General features: G+C 64.7%; 15 protein-coding genes and 2 pseudogenes. 12 read left to right on the top strand and 5 right to left on the bottom strand.

Translation table 11 applies throughout. From position 1 onward, the window contains the following. Positions 1–21: 21 nt before the first annotated feature. Positions 22–390 carry a transposase gene (locus ON33_RS33410; RefSeq protein ID WP_051153288.1) on the bottom strand — a complete coding sequence of 123 codons (369 nt, stop codon included), beginning with the start codon at positions 388–390 and terminating at the stop codon, positions 22–24. Between the two features lie 203 nt (positions 391–593). Between ON33_RS33410 and ON33_RS41920 the strand changes: the two genes are divergently transcribed. The 6 genes and pseudogenes from ON33_RS41920 to ON33_RS42940 form a co-directional block, all read left to right on the top strand. Further along, positions 594–773, top strand: coding sequence for a hypothetical protein (locus ON33_RS41920; protein ID WP_157184853.1), 180 nt, complete (start codon positions 594–596; stop codon positions 771–773). 120 nt (positions 774–893) lie between these two features. After that, the gene (locus ON33_RS42595) at positions 894–1,538 is read left to right on the top strand and encodes a response regulator (RefSeq protein WP_040863143.1); all 645 of its coding nucleotides are present in this window, start codon (positions 894–896) and stop codon (positions 1,536–1,538) included. Beyond that, entirely contained in the window at positions 1,535–1,777 is a 243-nt protein-coding gene (locus ON33_RS42590; protein ID WP_040863142.1) for a helix-turn-helix transcriptional regulator, read from the top strand. Before ON33_RS42595 ends, ON33_RS42590 begins: the two co-directional genes overlap by 4 nt. A 679-nt stretch (positions 1,778–2,456) precedes the next feature. Beyond that, positions 2,457–2,897, top strand: a complete 441-nt coding sequence (locus ON33_RS40255) for a hypothetical protein (RefSeq protein ID WP_157184852.1) — start codon at positions 2,457–2,459, stop codon at positions 2,895–2,897. Between the two features lie 56 nt (positions 2,898–2,953). Next, entirely contained in the window at positions 2,954–4,249 is a 1,296-nt protein-coding gene (locus tag ON33_RS33390; RefSeq protein ID WP_245550994.1) for a lipase family protein, read from the top strand. A 147-nt stretch (positions 4,250–4,396) separates the two neighbouring features. Next, a pseudogene (locus ON33_RS42940) lies at positions 4,397–4,531 on the top strand (ATP-binding protein); the annotation flags it as partial. A gap of 499 nt (positions 4,532–5,030) precedes the next feature. Here the strand turns inward: ON33_RS42940 and ON33_RS33385 are convergent. From ON33_RS33385 to ON33_RS33370, 4 genes and pseudogenes are all read right to left on the bottom strand, one after another. Then, positions 5,031–5,832 (bottom strand): annotated as a pseudogene (locus ON33_RS33385) (IS701 family transposase); the annotation flags it as partial. A 202-nt stretch (positions 5,833–6,034) separates the two neighbouring features. Next, positions 6,035–7,210 carry an acyl-CoA dehydrogenase family protein gene (locus ON33_RS33380; RefSeq protein ID WP_040863140.1) on the bottom strand — a complete coding sequence of 392 codons (1,176 nt, stop codon included), beginning with the start codon at positions 7,208–7,210 and terminating at the stop codon, positions 6,035–6,037. A 46-nt stretch (positions 7,211–7,256) separates the two neighbouring features. Further along, positions 7,257–8,054, bottom strand: coding sequence for an SDR family NAD(P)-dependent oxidoreductase (locus ON33_RS33375; protein ID WP_040863139.1), 798 nt, complete (start codon positions 8,052–8,054; stop codon positions 7,257–7,259). 50 nt (positions 8,055–8,104) lie between these two features. Continuing rightward, a complete protein-coding gene (locus ON33_RS33370; RefSeq protein ID WP_051153286.1) occupies positions 8,105–8,746 on the bottom strand; it encodes a TetR/AcrR family transcriptional regulator in 642 nt (213 codons plus the stop codon). A 121-nt stretch (positions 8,747–8,867) separates the two neighbouring features. Here ON33_RS33370 and ON33_RS33365 point away from each other — a divergent pair, with 121 nt between their 5' ends. From ON33_RS33365 to ON33_RS33340, 6 genes are read left to right on the top strand one after another with little or no spacing between them, the layout of a single operon-like run. Continuing rightward, on the top strand, positions 8,868–9,320 hold the full coding sequence (locus ON33_RS33365; protein ID WP_040863138.1) for a MaoC family dehydratase: 453 nt from the start codon (positions 8,868–8,870) through the stop codon (positions 9,318–9,320). Continuing rightward, the gene (gene fabG / locus ON33_RS33360) at positions 9,317–10,057 is read left to right on the top strand and encodes a 3-oxoacyl-ACP reductase FabG (RefSeq protein WP_040863137.1); all 741 of its coding nucleotides are present in this window, start codon (positions 9,317–9,319) and stop codon (positions 10,055–10,057) included. Before ON33_RS33365 ends, fabG begins: the two co-directional genes overlap by 4 nt. A 14-nt stretch (positions 10,058–10,071) precedes the next feature. Beyond that, positions 10,072–10,824, top strand: coding sequence for an enoyl-CoA hydratase/isomerase family protein (locus ON33_RS33355; RefSeq protein WP_281033262.1), 753 nt, complete (start codon positions 10,072–10,074; stop codon positions 10,822–10,824). Continuing rightward, on the top strand, positions 10,821–11,612 hold the full coding sequence (locus ON33_RS33350) for an enoyl-CoA hydratase/isomerase family protein (RefSeq protein WP_040863135.1): 792 nt from the start codon (positions 10,821–10,823) through the stop codon (positions 11,610–11,612). Before ON33_RS33355 ends, ON33_RS33350 begins: the two co-directional genes overlap by 4 nt. Continuing rightward, on the top strand, positions 11,609–12,397 hold the full coding sequence (locus tag ON33_RS33345) for an enoyl-CoA hydratase/isomerase family protein (RefSeq protein ID WP_373281080.1): 789 nt from the start codon (positions 11,609–11,611) through the stop codon (positions 12,395–12,397). The genes ON33_RS33350 and ON33_RS33345 overlap by 4 nt, the downstream gene beginning before the upstream one ends. Positions 12,398–12,412: 15 nt before the next feature. Next, positions 12,413–14,038 carry a class I adenylate-forming enzyme family protein gene (locus ON33_RS33340; protein WP_040863133.1) on the top strand — a complete coding sequence of 542 codons (1,626 nt, stop codon included), beginning with the start codon at positions 12,413–12,415 and terminating at the stop codon, positions 14,036–14,038. The last annotated feature ends 1 nt before the right edge of the window (position 14,039 follow it).

Raw genomic sequence — 14,039 nt, 5'->3', positions numbered from 1 at the left:
CGGGTAGTCGGATCTTGGAGTTCACGGCGAACTCGGTTGTGGGTTCGGCGTGCTGGTTGCGCCACAGCGGATGTGGGTGCCGATCGCGTTGTCCTGCTCGTCATGGCTGCGGTGGTCGGTGCCGTTGAGGGCGAAGTAGCGCAGCGCGGCGAACTCGCACTCGATCCAGTTCGACCACGAGGAGTAGGTCGGCAGGAACACCAGCTCGACGTCGTTGGTGGCGCACCAGTCGCGGACCTCGGCGCGTTGGTGCGGTGAGAAGTTGTCCAGGACTACGTACAGCCTGTCGCCCGGCCACCGGGTTCGCAGCGATTTCAGGAACGCCAGGAACTCGTTCCACCGCTTGCGATCTCGGATCCGGTAGTGAATCTGGCCGGTGGTCAAGTCCAACGCGCCGACCTAACCACCGCACTCTCAGAGCGCGGTGGTTGGGTCGCGCGCAATCGCTGGGGCTTGCCGCGACCGAACCAGCCGCGGCCGGGCCAGGGCCGTTCCGGTACACGCACGCCTGGGCAGGTACGGACCCTGCGTGAGATCCGCGCCCTGCGTGCTTTTCCGGTGTCCTGCCGAAGAGCCTGCGCAAGGAGACCCGCGTGCGGTGGTGGATGCCGCCGCTCGGGCTCGTCACACTGTTCTTCTCAGCGATCCTCGTCGAATTTCTTGGCCAGCTTGGCTTTCGGCTCGCCGTCGGCGGCGCGGGCGCGCACGGCATTGGCTTGTTCGAGACATCTTCGCGGCCAGCATTTTTCGCAGTTCAGGCCCTAGATGGCTGAACTGCGGGCCGCGGATCTTCGTGCAGGGATGTGGTCAGCCCATCACGCGAATGATCCGGTGAGTGGATATCGTGAGGATGGGTAACCGCCCCCGGATCGAATGGGTAAGGGGAAGTTCCGATGACCAAGGTGTTCATGGTCGACGACCACGAGATGGTCCGCCGCGGACTGATAGACCTGCTAGGGACTGATCCCGACCTCACCATTGTCGGCGAGGCCGCCAACTGTTCCCAGGCGCTGGCCCGCATTCCCGCTCTCGCCCCCGATGTCGCGGTGCTCGACATCAGCCTGCCCGACGGCAACGGCATCGAACTGTGTCGTGACCTGCTCGCCAGAGTCGATGGCCTTCGGTGCCTGATGCTGACCTCGTTCACCGACGAACAGGCGATACTCGGTGCGGTGCTGGCCGGTGCGAGCGGCTATGTCCTCAAAGACATCAAGGGCCTGGCGCTGGTCGAGGCGATCAAGACGGTCGGCGCGGGCGGCTCCCTGCTCGACAACCGGGCTGCGGCTGTACTGATGCGCCGGCTCCGGGTGCGTGCCGAGGACAGCGACGAACTGTCGGGTCTGTCGGCTCAGGAACGCACGATGCTCGCCCTGCTGACCGAGGGGCTTACCAACAGGCAGATCGGCGAGCGCATGTACCTGGCCGAGAAGACCGTCAAGAATTACGTCTCCAACATATTGGCCAAGCTCGATCTGCACACCCGCACCGAGGCCGCTGTCTATGCCTCGCGGCTGCGGCGGGTGGAAACCAGAGATTGACGGCGTTTCACCGGCACTTTCAGATCGTTACCGCGCAGAGCCCTATCCAGTTCCAGAAGCAGATACGGCTCCAGCAAGCGCGGCTGCTGCTGATGTCGCAGGCCCACGACATCACCGCTATCGCCCACCAGGTGGGCTACGACAGTCCGTCCCAGTTCAGCCGCGAATACCGCCGGATGTTCGGCGCGGCTCCGAGCCGCGACACCCCGGCTGGTCATCGCCCGAACCCTGCGGCGTAGCGCTCGCTGTGTTCGAAGGCGGTCGTCGGCGCGGTGTCCTGCTGATCGACAGTTGGGCGACGACAGAAGTAGACGAATGCCGGACGCAGATTCGCCCACATGGTCCGGCAGGGCACGACTTCCTCGAAATGACCGATGAAGCATTGCCGTGACTGCGGGCGGGCGCGTCCACTGCGTCGAGGTGTAAGCGAATGTGGGTGAAGACGCCACCCGGTGCAAGTCCGTGGACCACGGCGTCGAGCACGCTGTCTGGCGGCTGGGTTCGAACGCCACCAAGTACAGCCCGCTGATGATCACATCGGCGTGCCGGTGACCATGCGTGTTCAGGATCGCCCGCAAGCGGTGGTGGTCGTCCCCGCTGGCGCTCGCCGCAGGATCTTCGAGCGGCTGATCGACGAGCACGGCATGACCAATATCGCCTATCAGACAGTCCGTGATTACGTTGATCGCCGCAAGCCGCAGATCAGGATCGAAGCCGGTCGTGAACCGCCGCAGGTGTTTATCCCACAGACCCACCGGCCGGGGGCCGAAGCCGAGGTGGATTTCGGTACCACGTCGCGAACGCGTCGGGTCCACCTACCAGTGGCGGTGCGCCGAGCGGCCGAATGCACGCCTCCAGTGCCGCCGCGTAGGCCCGATCCAACTGTGCCGGAGCGACATACTGTGTCATGGACAGGTCATGGAATTCACCGAATCCCCAGCGTTCGGCATCCATGTAGCCGGGTGTCGTCGACGCACTGACATACGACCAGTGGGAATCCCTTTCCATGACGGCCTTGATCCCGTGCCGATCCTCGTGGATAGGCCAACCTGTCCCGTCGAGAATCCGGTCGATATCCGCGCGCGACCACGATCCGAAATTCGCGCCCACGAGCCGCGGGATCGCCTCGAGCAGCCGGCGACCGTCGACCAGGTTCAGGATCCGCTCGGAATATTCGTTCGGCCGATGGTGGAAACGGAGGAATCGCGCTGTGGCCGTATCGATCTCGGTCACATCTCGCTGATGTTCACTCACGCGTCGAATCCAGCAACGGCGGCCGACACGATGGGACGACGATCGATCGGCGTGATCTTGATTGTCCGATTCGGGCATCCATCCCGATCGAGGAATGTATTCTGACGGCGCTCAGGGGGATTCGCGGGAGTCGATCCCCTCCAGGGAGGGAAGTCCGAGTAATGGGTAGTGTCGTATCAGCCTGTGGTTCAACGGGTTCAGTGGTCAAGCGCAGTCAATTGCGCTCGGTTCTGATCGCGGTTTCGGCGATGGCGTGCTTTACCGGTAGTTCCGTGGCGGTCGGTAGTGCGGATCCGCTGGTGACTCCGCAGAACGACCCGTTCTATACCCCGCCGTCGGGCTGGGCTTCGAAAGCGCCGGGCACGATCCTGAATTCGCGACCCGTCGAGGTGGCCTCGATGACGCCACAGGCGCAGGACGCCGACGCCTGGCAGTTGCTGTATCGGACGACCGATACCAACGGCCAGCCCATGGTGACCGTGACGACGGTGCTGCGCCCGCGAACCGGGCAGGTCAAAGGTTTGATCAGCTATCAGGTTGCCGAGGACGCCTCGGCCCCCCAGTGCGCTCCCTCGTACGTGCTCCAGCAAGGAGCGCCGGACAAATACGACGCCTCACTGGATTTGATTCAGATCGACCAGATGCTGTCCTCCGGTCACGCGATTTCCATCCCCGACTGGGAGGGCCCGAAGGGGGTTCTGTTCACCCCGAAACAGCCGGGTTACGCCGCGCTCGACGGAGTGCGCGCGGCCGAGGCTTTCGCGCCGCTGGGCCTGCCCGGAACCGATACTCCGGTTGCCGCGATGGGCTACTCCGGCGGGTCGATCAGTACCAGTTGGGCCGCGCAGGTCCAACCGACCTACGCCCCCGAAATACGACTGGTCGCTGTCACCCTCGGCGGTTGGACATCACCCGGGGGCCCCTACCTACAGTCGCTGAACGCCGGTCCGTTCTCCGGGTTCCTGCCCTCGATCCTGCCGGGCATGACGCGCGGCGATTCGCGGGTGGCGGCGGCTTTCGACACGTATCTGACGCCCGCCGGGCGCGCTCTGATGGCCGCGGGTGACAGCAAATGCGTGACGCCGAACGTGGCTCAGCACGCGTTCGTGAACATGGACGACTACCTGACGATCCCCTTCTCGCAACTGTTCGAGCAGATACAGCCGTCGTTGGGCGAATTGGACTTCAGCACCGTGCCGACCGCGCCGCTGTTCATCTATCACGCCGCGAACGACGAGATCGTCATCGTCGCAAGGACCGACCGGGCGGTGGCGGATTGGTGCGCGTCGGGCGCGCGGATCACCTATACGCGGGACCAGACCAGCGAGCACGTCAGCCTCGCGATCAGTGCGACTCCCGCGGCCCTGCGTTGGGTCGACGAGCGTTTGGCGGGGCAGGCCGCGCCGGACGGTTGCTCGACGCGCACGGTGACGTCCATATCGCTCGGTGGTGCGTAGCACGGTCGAAATATCGTGCGCTCCCGGATGATCGGCGGGAGAGTCGCCACGGCCCGATTACATCGCCCGCCACGACCGATTCGAGACCCCACCCCGGCACTGAAACCGCGGTCGGCCCGGTCCTCAACGCAGGGCGCGACATCGGTAAAGAACTCTGACGCTATCGCCTCGAACGAAGCGTTTTCCGGCTGGTCGAACACGTTTCCCGAACCACGTCTCTGCGCCGCGATCGTCGACCGCCTCACATTCGGCGGGCAGATCATCGAGACCGGAACAGACTCCAAGGGCCCGCACGGCTTGATCGAAGGAAGGCCGCCCGGAAGACAAAGAGTTCCGCCAAGGGTGGCCAGCAGCCCTGACGGCCGCGAACGACAGCCACGCTTTCGACGTTCTCTCGCCCGTCCAGCAATGAGCTGGGCGGGCCTTTTACGGCGCTTGGCACCGGTTTTCGATTCGGAACGAATGCGGAATGGATGCACACTGGATGCACAATGAATGCACACAAGTTGTGCGATCAAAGTGCGATACGAAATCGCCTTGACCCGGGGTGTTTGGCAGCGGCCCGCCTCCCGCTCGACCCCCACTATCTCCCGCTTCGCTGAAGATAGTGGGGATCGAGCGGGAGACAAACCACCACCAAACAGTTGAGAAGAAGATCAAGAAGAGAGGGGAGAGGGGAGGACCACAAGGAAGGGAGACCACAAGGGAGCGGACCACAACGGGAGGGCTTGGCATGGCACGGTGCGTAGGAGCCGAGTGCGTTGGGAGTCGAAACCAGGCGGCGTGCCCAGTCGTATTCGCGGGGTCCGTGCGCGCCGGCACCGACCGAGAGTCGCTGCCAGGTGCGGTCGGCGAACTCGCCGACCAGTTCGTCGGCGCGGGCGATCCGGTCGGCGCGGGTGTGCACCTGCTGGTCGCAGCTGGTGGTCGGCACGGAGAACACGTCCCGGTGTTCGCACCAGTCCCGCAGGTAACCGGCTTGTCCGCAGGCTTCGTCGGCGGTGAACCATCGAAACGGCACCCGCGCGGTGACCGCGCGTTCGAGCATGGCGATCATCCGCCGCGGCTTGGTCGCGAACTCGACCTCGTCGGGGATCCCGGCGTCGCGGCAGCGGTCCCGATCGCTGGTCCACGACTGCCGAACATAGAGTTCCCGGTCGATCAGGGCGTGCCCGTGCCGGGACGCATACGCCAGGAACACTCCGATCTGGCAGTTCTCGGTACTCCCGGCCGTGCCGGAGCATTGGCGTTGCACGCCAGCCGATTTCACGCCCTTCTTCAGAAAACCGGTCTCGTCCCCGGCCAGCACGGCATCGGGGTCGCCGAGGTGTTCGATCACGTAGTCACGCACATCGCACGAACCCCGTCGATATCCCAGTCCGCAGCACGCGGCAGTCGCTGCATCCCCTGCGGACCCGCCTCGCCGGCCCGCTCGGCCAGGGTCCACCCGTTCTTACGTTCCAAACCCGCCAACAGTCCCGACACGTACTCCCGCGCCCGGACCCGCGGCTCCGACCGCGCGAACCGGCCCCGATCCGCGACATCAACGAATCCAACTCGGCCACAACACGATCCAACGCCACACAACCGATCTACCAGCACCGACTCACATAGGTGTCGTCGCAGTATCAAGTTAGTCCCGTGGAGCTTGGTCGGCGAGGAGCGCCGTCACAGCGGCCGGCAGCTCGTCCTTCTGCTGCGCCCGGCGCAGTTTCATGGGCACTCCCGCATGAATGCCTACGATTGTATGTTCCCATGTCGCACCATATGTTTCGTCGTCGGCCGTTACCGACGCTGGTCGAGCTTCTTTCCCAGGACCTGTGCGGCGATCGTGTTCTTCAGAACCTGCATCGTGCCTCCCGCGATGGAGGAGACGATGACGTCGCGGAAGCATCGCTCCGGTGGGAAGCCGGTGACCAAGCCGTTGCCGCCGAGAATCTGCATCGCTTTCCAGCAGACGTCGCGGGCCATATCCGCGGCGTGGAGTTTGGCGACCGAGACGTCCAAGGGCTTCGGGAATTTGCCTTTTTCGGCGGTCATTGCGGCCTTGTAGGTGAGATAGCGGACCGACTCGATCTGGGTCCACATCTCGGCGATCAGATGGTAGATGGCCTGGAACTCGTTGACCGGGCGGCCGAACTGGGTCCGCTCGTTCGAGTAGGCCACGGCCTCGTCGAACGCGCCTTCGGCGAGGCCCAGACACAGCGCGGAGATGTAGAGACGTTCCATGTTGAACGCCTGCATGAGGGTGGGGAAGGAGCCCTCGCCCATGAGGAGGTTCTCTTTGGGGATGCGGCAGTCGGTGAAGGTCAGGTCACCGTGTTTGGAGCCGCGTGAACCCATGTACTCCGGTCCGTTGCCGAGGACGAAGCCGGGCGTGCCCTTTTCGACGATCACGGCGCCGATGCCCTTCATGCCCGGTGTGTCATTCCACCGAACGAAGGTGATGTACAGGTCGTAATCCGGTGCTCCGGTGATGAATCGCTTGCTGCCGTTGATGACGATCTCGTCGCCGTCTATCACCGCGGTCGTCTCGATGTCGGTGACCGCAGAGCCGTGTGCGGGCTCCGATAGCGCGATCGAAGCGGTCAGCTCGCCCGTGGCGATACGCGGGAGATACTTGGCGTGGGCGGTCTCGTTGTCCGACATCATGATCACCGACGGTCCGGTGCAGGTGGTGGCGAAGAGGATGTCGCCGGCCATCCAGGACTTCATCGCGCGGCAGGCGGATTCGATCGCGAGTGCGAATTCGATGGCGGACAAGCCCTTACCGCCGTACTCGACGGGAATCGTGATGCCGGCCAGTCCCATGTCGACCGTGTCGCGCACCATATCGGTGATCGGCGCGCAGTCCTCGCGGTCGATCTGTGTGGCCAGCGGCGCCCATTTCTCGCCGAAGGCGCGGGCGCGGGCCTGGATGTCGGCTTGGGCGGGGGACAGGTCGAAAGCTGTTGTATCCATATAAGGTCCGCTCGTGGTGGTGTGATCGGGTGGGGTGTGGCCGGAGTCAGGGCATGGTGTAGCCGCCGCTGACCGAGAACACCTGGCCGGTGACCTGGCGGGCGGCGGCATCGGAGGACACCCACACCACGGCATTGGCGATGTCCTCGGCCTTGGTCAGGCGTCGCAGCGGAATGTCCTTGCGGAGGAACTCGATCTGCTTCTCGTTGAACACCGAGTCCTCACCTGCGGCCCAGAGGCTGTCTTTCCCGACGGCGTCGGGCCCTTCGGGGATGACCAGTCCGGGGCAGACGACATTCGAGCGGATGCCGTGGCGGCCGTGCTCGCGGGCGGTGGTGCGTGCCAACGCGATGAGTGCCGCCTTCGTGGCCCCGTAGACGCCTTGCCGGATCTGTCCGAAGGCGGCGTCACTGGAGATGAAGACGATCGAGCCGCTGCCGGCTCCCTGCATCGCCGGAAGAGCGGCCTGGGTGGCCGCGATCGCTGTGTAGAGGTTGACCTCCACGGTGCGCTGCCATTTGGCGCGATCGGTGTCCTCGGCGATGAACCCGGGCACGCTCCACCCGGCGTTGTTCACGAGCACATCGAGCCCGTTCCAACCCTGGACGGCCCTATCTACCGCATCTTGCGCGACACCCTCGGCGGTGAGGTCCCCAGCTGCGACTTCGACCGCGGCAGCGCCGAGTTCGAGTGCTTCGCCGCGGACCTTCTCCGCTTGTTCGGCGTCGATGTCGCTGATGACGATGCGGGCACCCTCGCGGGCGAAGCCGTGCACGATGCCACGCCCGATATTGGAGCCGCCACCGGTGACGAGAACACGGGCGTTGCGCAGCTGCAGATCCATGCGGTCCAACTCCTTCGTCTATGACCAACCAAAGTCTAATTTACGTTCAATTAAACATCTAGGGCGGAGTCGGCGCTTCCAGCTCCGAGTCCGCAACGGACGATGATCTGCGCAGTCTGGACCACGGTGTCCAGCGGGCCTGCTTCGGGCGTCCACCACTCCGCGGCCCAGTTCAGGGCTCCGAGAATCAGCATGCGTGCGGTGCGTAGATCCAGATGACCGGGCAATTCACCGGCGTCTGCGGCGTCTTGGAACAGCTCTTTCCAGACCCTGCCGTAGGCGGTCTCCTCAGCCTGCTGTCGGGCGCGAATGCTGTCCGGTACCTGTGCGGCATTCCGGATGGACGCGGTGGTGTAGTCGGAGATCTCGAGTTCGTGGCGCAGGTGGGCTTCGACGGCGACCATGATCCGCTCGATGGCCGGCGTCGGCGTCGGTAGTGCGTCGAGGATCGCCGAAACGTGCTCGCGCATGTCGGCGATGCCCGACCACATGACCTCTTCGACCAAGTCATCGCGCGAGGGGAAGTAGTAGTAGATCGCGGGCGCTTGTAGCTGGGCGCGTTCGGCGACCTCGGACAGTCGCGTGCCCGCATAGCCTTTGCGGCCGAGTATGTATGCCGCCGCGTCGAGTATGCGTTTGCGGGTCCGGGCGGACTTCGATTCCGCGTTCTCGTCGGTGACCGGTTGTGCCATGTCGGTGCCTCCGATCTTCGCTTGCGGCCGGTTCGGCCACGGCCGGGGCTGGGTAGCGAAGGATTGACCTATCGAACATTCAAATCTATATTAAATTCAAAGTCTAGTGAGGAGTGCTGACGTGCGAGTTTTCGCCACCATCGAGGAGTTTGCGGCCGCTGCTGGGACATCCCTGGGAACCACCGAATGGCTCGAGGTCGACCAGAAGCGGATCGACACCTTCGCCGATGCGACCGGTGACCACCAGTGGATCCATGTCGATGCGGAGCGGGCTGCCGCGGGACCGTTCAAGGGCACCATCGCACACGGGCTGCTGACCCTGTCGCTGTTGCCGGTGCTCAACCACCAGCTCTACACGATCGAAAAACTCGCCATGGCGGTCAATTACGGCTTCGACAAGGTGCGCTTCATTTCGCCGGTGCCGGTGAACTCGCGAGTACGGGCCACCACCACCCTCGACTCCGTTGACGAGGTAGCAGGCGGCATCCAGGCGAAGATGATCACCACCATCGAGGTGGAGGGCTCGGCCAAACCGGTCTGCGTCGCCGAGTCGATCGCGCGGTTCATCGCATGACCAGCGCCCTTCTGGATGGAAAGACCGCTGTGGTTACCGGCGCCGCGGGGGGTATCGGATTGGCCATCGCGGAGCTGTTCTACGCGCACGGCGCGTCGGTCGTGCTCGCCGATCTGAACGAAAGTGGTGCCCGGACCGCCGCCGAATCGCTGGGCGAACGCGCGATCGGCCTCGGCTGCAACGTAACCGACGAGGATTCGGTGCAGACACTAGTGGAAGAGACCATGAGCTGGGCCGGTGGGCTCGACGTATTCGTCAACAACGCTGGCGTCACCCGGGACGCATCGCTGCGCAAGATGACCGTGGCCGACTTCGACACCGTGATCGCCGTGCATCTGCGCGGGACGTGGCTCGGATTGCGGGCCGCCTCCGCGGTCATGCGCGACGCAGGACACGGCTCGATCATCAATATGTCCTCGCTGTCGGGCAAATCTGGAAACCCGGGCCAGACCAACTACAGTGCCGCCAAGGCCGGCATCGTCGGTATGACCAAGGCGGGCGCGAAGGAACTGGCGCACAAGAACGTTCGTGTCAACGCTATTCAACCCGGTCTCATCCGCACCCCCATGACCGAGGCCATGCCGTCGGAGGTCTTCGCCGAGCGCGAGGCGGCCATTCCGATGAAGCGGGCCGGTGAGCCTAGTGAAGTGGCCGGCGTTGCGCTGTTCCTGGCCTCAGACCTGTCCAGCTATATGACCGGGACCGTACTCGAGGTCGGGGGAGGGCGGTTGATGTGACGTCATCGGAGGTTGTGCTGGCCGAGGTAATCGACGGCGTAGGCATCATTACCCTGAATCGGCCCGAGCGGATGAACGCCATCACTGTTGAACTGGGCTCCCGCTTATGTCGTGCGCTCATCGAGACGGCCGCACAAGCGAATGTCCTCCTCATCCGAGGCAGCGGCGGGAATTTCTGCGCGGGCGGCGATTTCCACGAACTCGAACGACTCCGGGCGGAAGGCCGGGATGCGATGGCGCCGTTGTTCGGCAACTTCCGAGCGGCCTGCGATGCCATCGCCGAGCTTCCGGTTCCTGTGATCTGTGCGGTCGAAGGCTATGCCACCGCCGGTGGTTTCGAACTCGCGCAGGCCGCCGACATCGTGCTCGTGCACGAGAATGCTGTGCTTGCCGACATCCACTCGCGATACGGGCAGGTGCCCGGTGGCGGCAGCACGCAGCGGCTGCCGCGCCTGGTCGGACGGCAGCGCGCACTGGCGCACATCCTCACCGGGGACCGGCTCAACGCTGATGACGCACTCGCCTGGGGGCTGGCGTACCGAAAGTATCGCGCCGCCGACTTCGCGTCCGGGGTGCGGACTTTCGCGGCCCAGCTGGCGGCGAAGGATTCCGCCGCACTGGCCACGAGCAAGCGGCTCGTCAACCAGGGGCTCGGCCTGCCGCTTGGGGCAGGACTGAGCCTGGAATTCGAGGCGGTTCTCGACCACCTGACCAGCCCATCCGCCGCGGATGGGATCGGATCGTTCACCACCGGGAGCAACCGATGACCGACCTGGTTCGTGTCGACGTCGACGACGACGGCATCGCCCACCTACTACTCAACAGCCCGGAGACATCCAACGGTCTGGACGTGCCCTTCCTGCAGGCACTGCACGCGGCGATCATGCGCATCCATGGCGACCCGAGCATCCGTGCGGTTCTGTTGTCCGGCGCGGGCAAGAACTTCTGCGCCGGCGGCAATGTGAAGGTCTTCGCCTCCAAGGGCGAACAGCTGCCCGACTATCTGCGTGAGGCCACGTCCTGGCTGCAGATCACCGTCGCCGCGCTGACCCAGTTGAACGTGCCGGTCATCGCCTCGGTGCACGGGTTCGCGGCGGGTGGTGGTGGTTTCGGGCTGGTGTGCACCGCCGATTTTGTGATCGCCGCCGACACGGCGAAGTTCATGTCCGGTGCGGTGCGCGTGGGCATGGCGCCCGACGCGGGCGTCTCAGTAACCCTCACCCAGCTCGTCGGTCTGCGCAAGGCTATGCACATTCTGTTGACCAATCCGGTCCTCGACGCCGCGCAGGCGCTCGACATCGGCTTGCTGACCAAGGTGGTGCCCGCCGCCGACCTTGCAGCCGAATCGCTGGCCTACGCACGCCAATTCACCTCGACTGCTCCGATGGCGATCGGGGCCACCAAGCGTCTGCTGTGGGGTGGGGTCGGCGCGACCCTCGCCGACCGATTGCCGGAAGAGGCGCGCACGGTCTCCGAACTGTCGGGCACTGCCGACTCCCGCGAGGGTCTGGCCGCAGTCCTCGAGCGTCGTGAGCCGAAGTTCCGAGGTGAATAACTTTGTCCGCCAATGAATCACCAGTTCTGATCGAAGACCGTGGTCCTATTCGGATTGTCACCTTGAATCGGCCGCAGCGTCGCAATGCCATCGATTTGCCTCTGCGTTACGCGCTGGCTGAACGGCTCGAGGAGGCCATGGCCGATGCGAACGTGCGGGTGATCGTGCTGACCGGCGCGGGCGCGGGATTCTGTGCGGGCGGCGACATCTCGACCATGCGGCGTATGGACGAATCGGAAGCACGGCCGCGCGCCGAGGCCGCGCAGCGTGTGGTCCGCGCCATCTGGCAGGGTGGCAAGCCCGTCATCGCGGCAGTCGAGGGTGCGGCATACGGGGCCGGTGTGTCCCTGGCTCTGGCGTGTGATCGCGTCGTCGCCGCTGCCGATGCGGTGTTCAGCACCGCGTTCACCGGCGTCGGTCTGGCTGGGGATATGGGAATTTTCGCCTCGCTCCCGGCCCGGGTCGGTATGGCCAAGGCGCGTGAACTCATGCTGCTGCCGGCACGGCTGACCGGAGTCGAGGCGGCCGAGATCCACCTGGCCGACGCGGTCGTTGCTCCGGGCACGGCATTGGAGTCCGCGCTCGCGGACGCCGAGCGCATGGCCATCGCGCCGCCGCTGGCGGTCGCCGCCCTGAAGCAGATGTTCGCGCGCTGGCCGCGCGATCCGATGACGGTGCTGGACAACGAAGTCGACAACCAGGTCGAACTGTTCGACTCCGAAGACTTCGCCGAGGGCGTCTCGGCATTCCATGAGAAAAGGACTCCCGTATTTCGCGGGAAATAGCGGAAGCGCATGCCTATGACAGCCGTGGCTGATCGCAACCTCAGTGAGTCCTATTGGGCGGCGGACGACAGCCTGCCGCTCTCGGACCACACTGTCGGCTCGCTCCTGGCCGAGCTCGCCGAAAATCACTCCGGAACAACGGCATTGGTCGGCACCCCACACGGGGGATCGGAGCGATGCCGCCTTACCTATGCGGAACTCTACGACGCGGCACGGCGCGTAGCGATCGCGTTGACCGAGCTCACTCAACCCGGCGAGTTCGTGGCGCTATGGGCGCCGAATGTCATCGAGTGGCCCATCATCGAATATGGTGCTGCACTCGCAGGACGTGTGCTGGTGGCGTTGAATCCCGCCTTCCGCGAGGGCGAATTGGTTTACACGCTCGAGCATTCTGGTGCTGCCGTGCTCATCCACGCCGACGAGCATCGAGGCTATGACATGGCCGCGGTCGCGGTCGCGGCGTTGGACAAGGTTCCTGGCGTGCGGAGGCGGATCAGCCTGTCGGAAACCGGGCTTTGGCAAGCGAGCACTTCGGACGGCGATCTGCCGGAAGTCGATCCGGACGGTCCGGCGATGTTGCAGTACACCTCGGGCACCACTGGCAACCCGAAAGGTGTTCTGCTGCGGCATCGGTCGCTGGTGAACGTCGCGAGGATGACCATGGCGGCCGCCGATATCCCCGAGGGAGCGGTCTTCGTCAATCCACTGCCGATGTTCCACACCGCCGCCTGTGTGATCGCTACGCTCGGCCCGGCGTGGACGGCGGGCACGGTCCTACTGGTTGAGACCTTCATTCCGGATGAGGTTCTCGCGTGGGCCTCGGCTGAGGACGCGGACGTGCTGTTCTTCGTTCCTACGATCCTCGGAGCGCTGCTCGAGGCCACGCGCGGAGACGAATTCGCCGCACCGAGGTTCGCCAGCATCGTCGGCGGCGCGGCCAACGTGCCGCAGGTGCTGATCGAAGGAGCGGCACGCGTCTTCGGTGCGGTGGTGCACAACCTGTTCGGTCAGACCGAACTCGCCCCGGTGATCACCCTCACCCGCAGAAGCGACACGCTCGTCGATCAACTCGGCACCGTGGGTCGCCCGATTCCGCAGGTCGAGGTGAAGATTGCCGGCTCGAACGGCTCCGGAGTCGCTCCGTTGGGTGTTATCGGCGAGATCTGCGCCCGTGGGTATCAGCAGATGATCGAGTACTACCGCGATCAGACGGCGACCGAGGCGGCTGTGGACGCCGAGGGCTGGGTGCACACGGGCGATCTCGGCTCGATGGACAGCCGTGGCTACGTCACTGTGACCGGTCGGCTCAAGGACATGATCATCAGCGGTGGCGAGAACATCGCTCCTGCCGAGGTGGAATCGCGACTGATCGAACATGATTCGGTTCAGCAGGCGGCGGTGGTCGGCCTCCCACACGAGAAGTGGGGTGAGACCGTGGCCGCTGTGCTGGTGGTGCGTGGCGAACGTCCGGACGATCTCGTAGCCTCGGTGAAGAACCGGCTCAGCACGACGCTGGCGCCGTTCAAGACACCGCGCCGCTGGTTCGTCGCCGACACTCTCCCCGTCACCCCGTCGGGCAAGGTCCAGAAATTCCGGCTGCGCGAGGCGATCCTCGACGGCGATATCGACGAGGTCAAGTGAA

The organism is Nocardia niigatensis NBRC 100131 (genome assembly GCF_000308655.1).
Lineage (GTDB): Bacteria > Actinomycetota > Actinomycetes > Mycobacteriales > Mycobacteriaceae > Nocardia > Nocardia niigatensis.
Note: the sequence above shows the minus strand (reverse complement) of the source record. Positions and strands in the feature narration are given on the sequence as shown.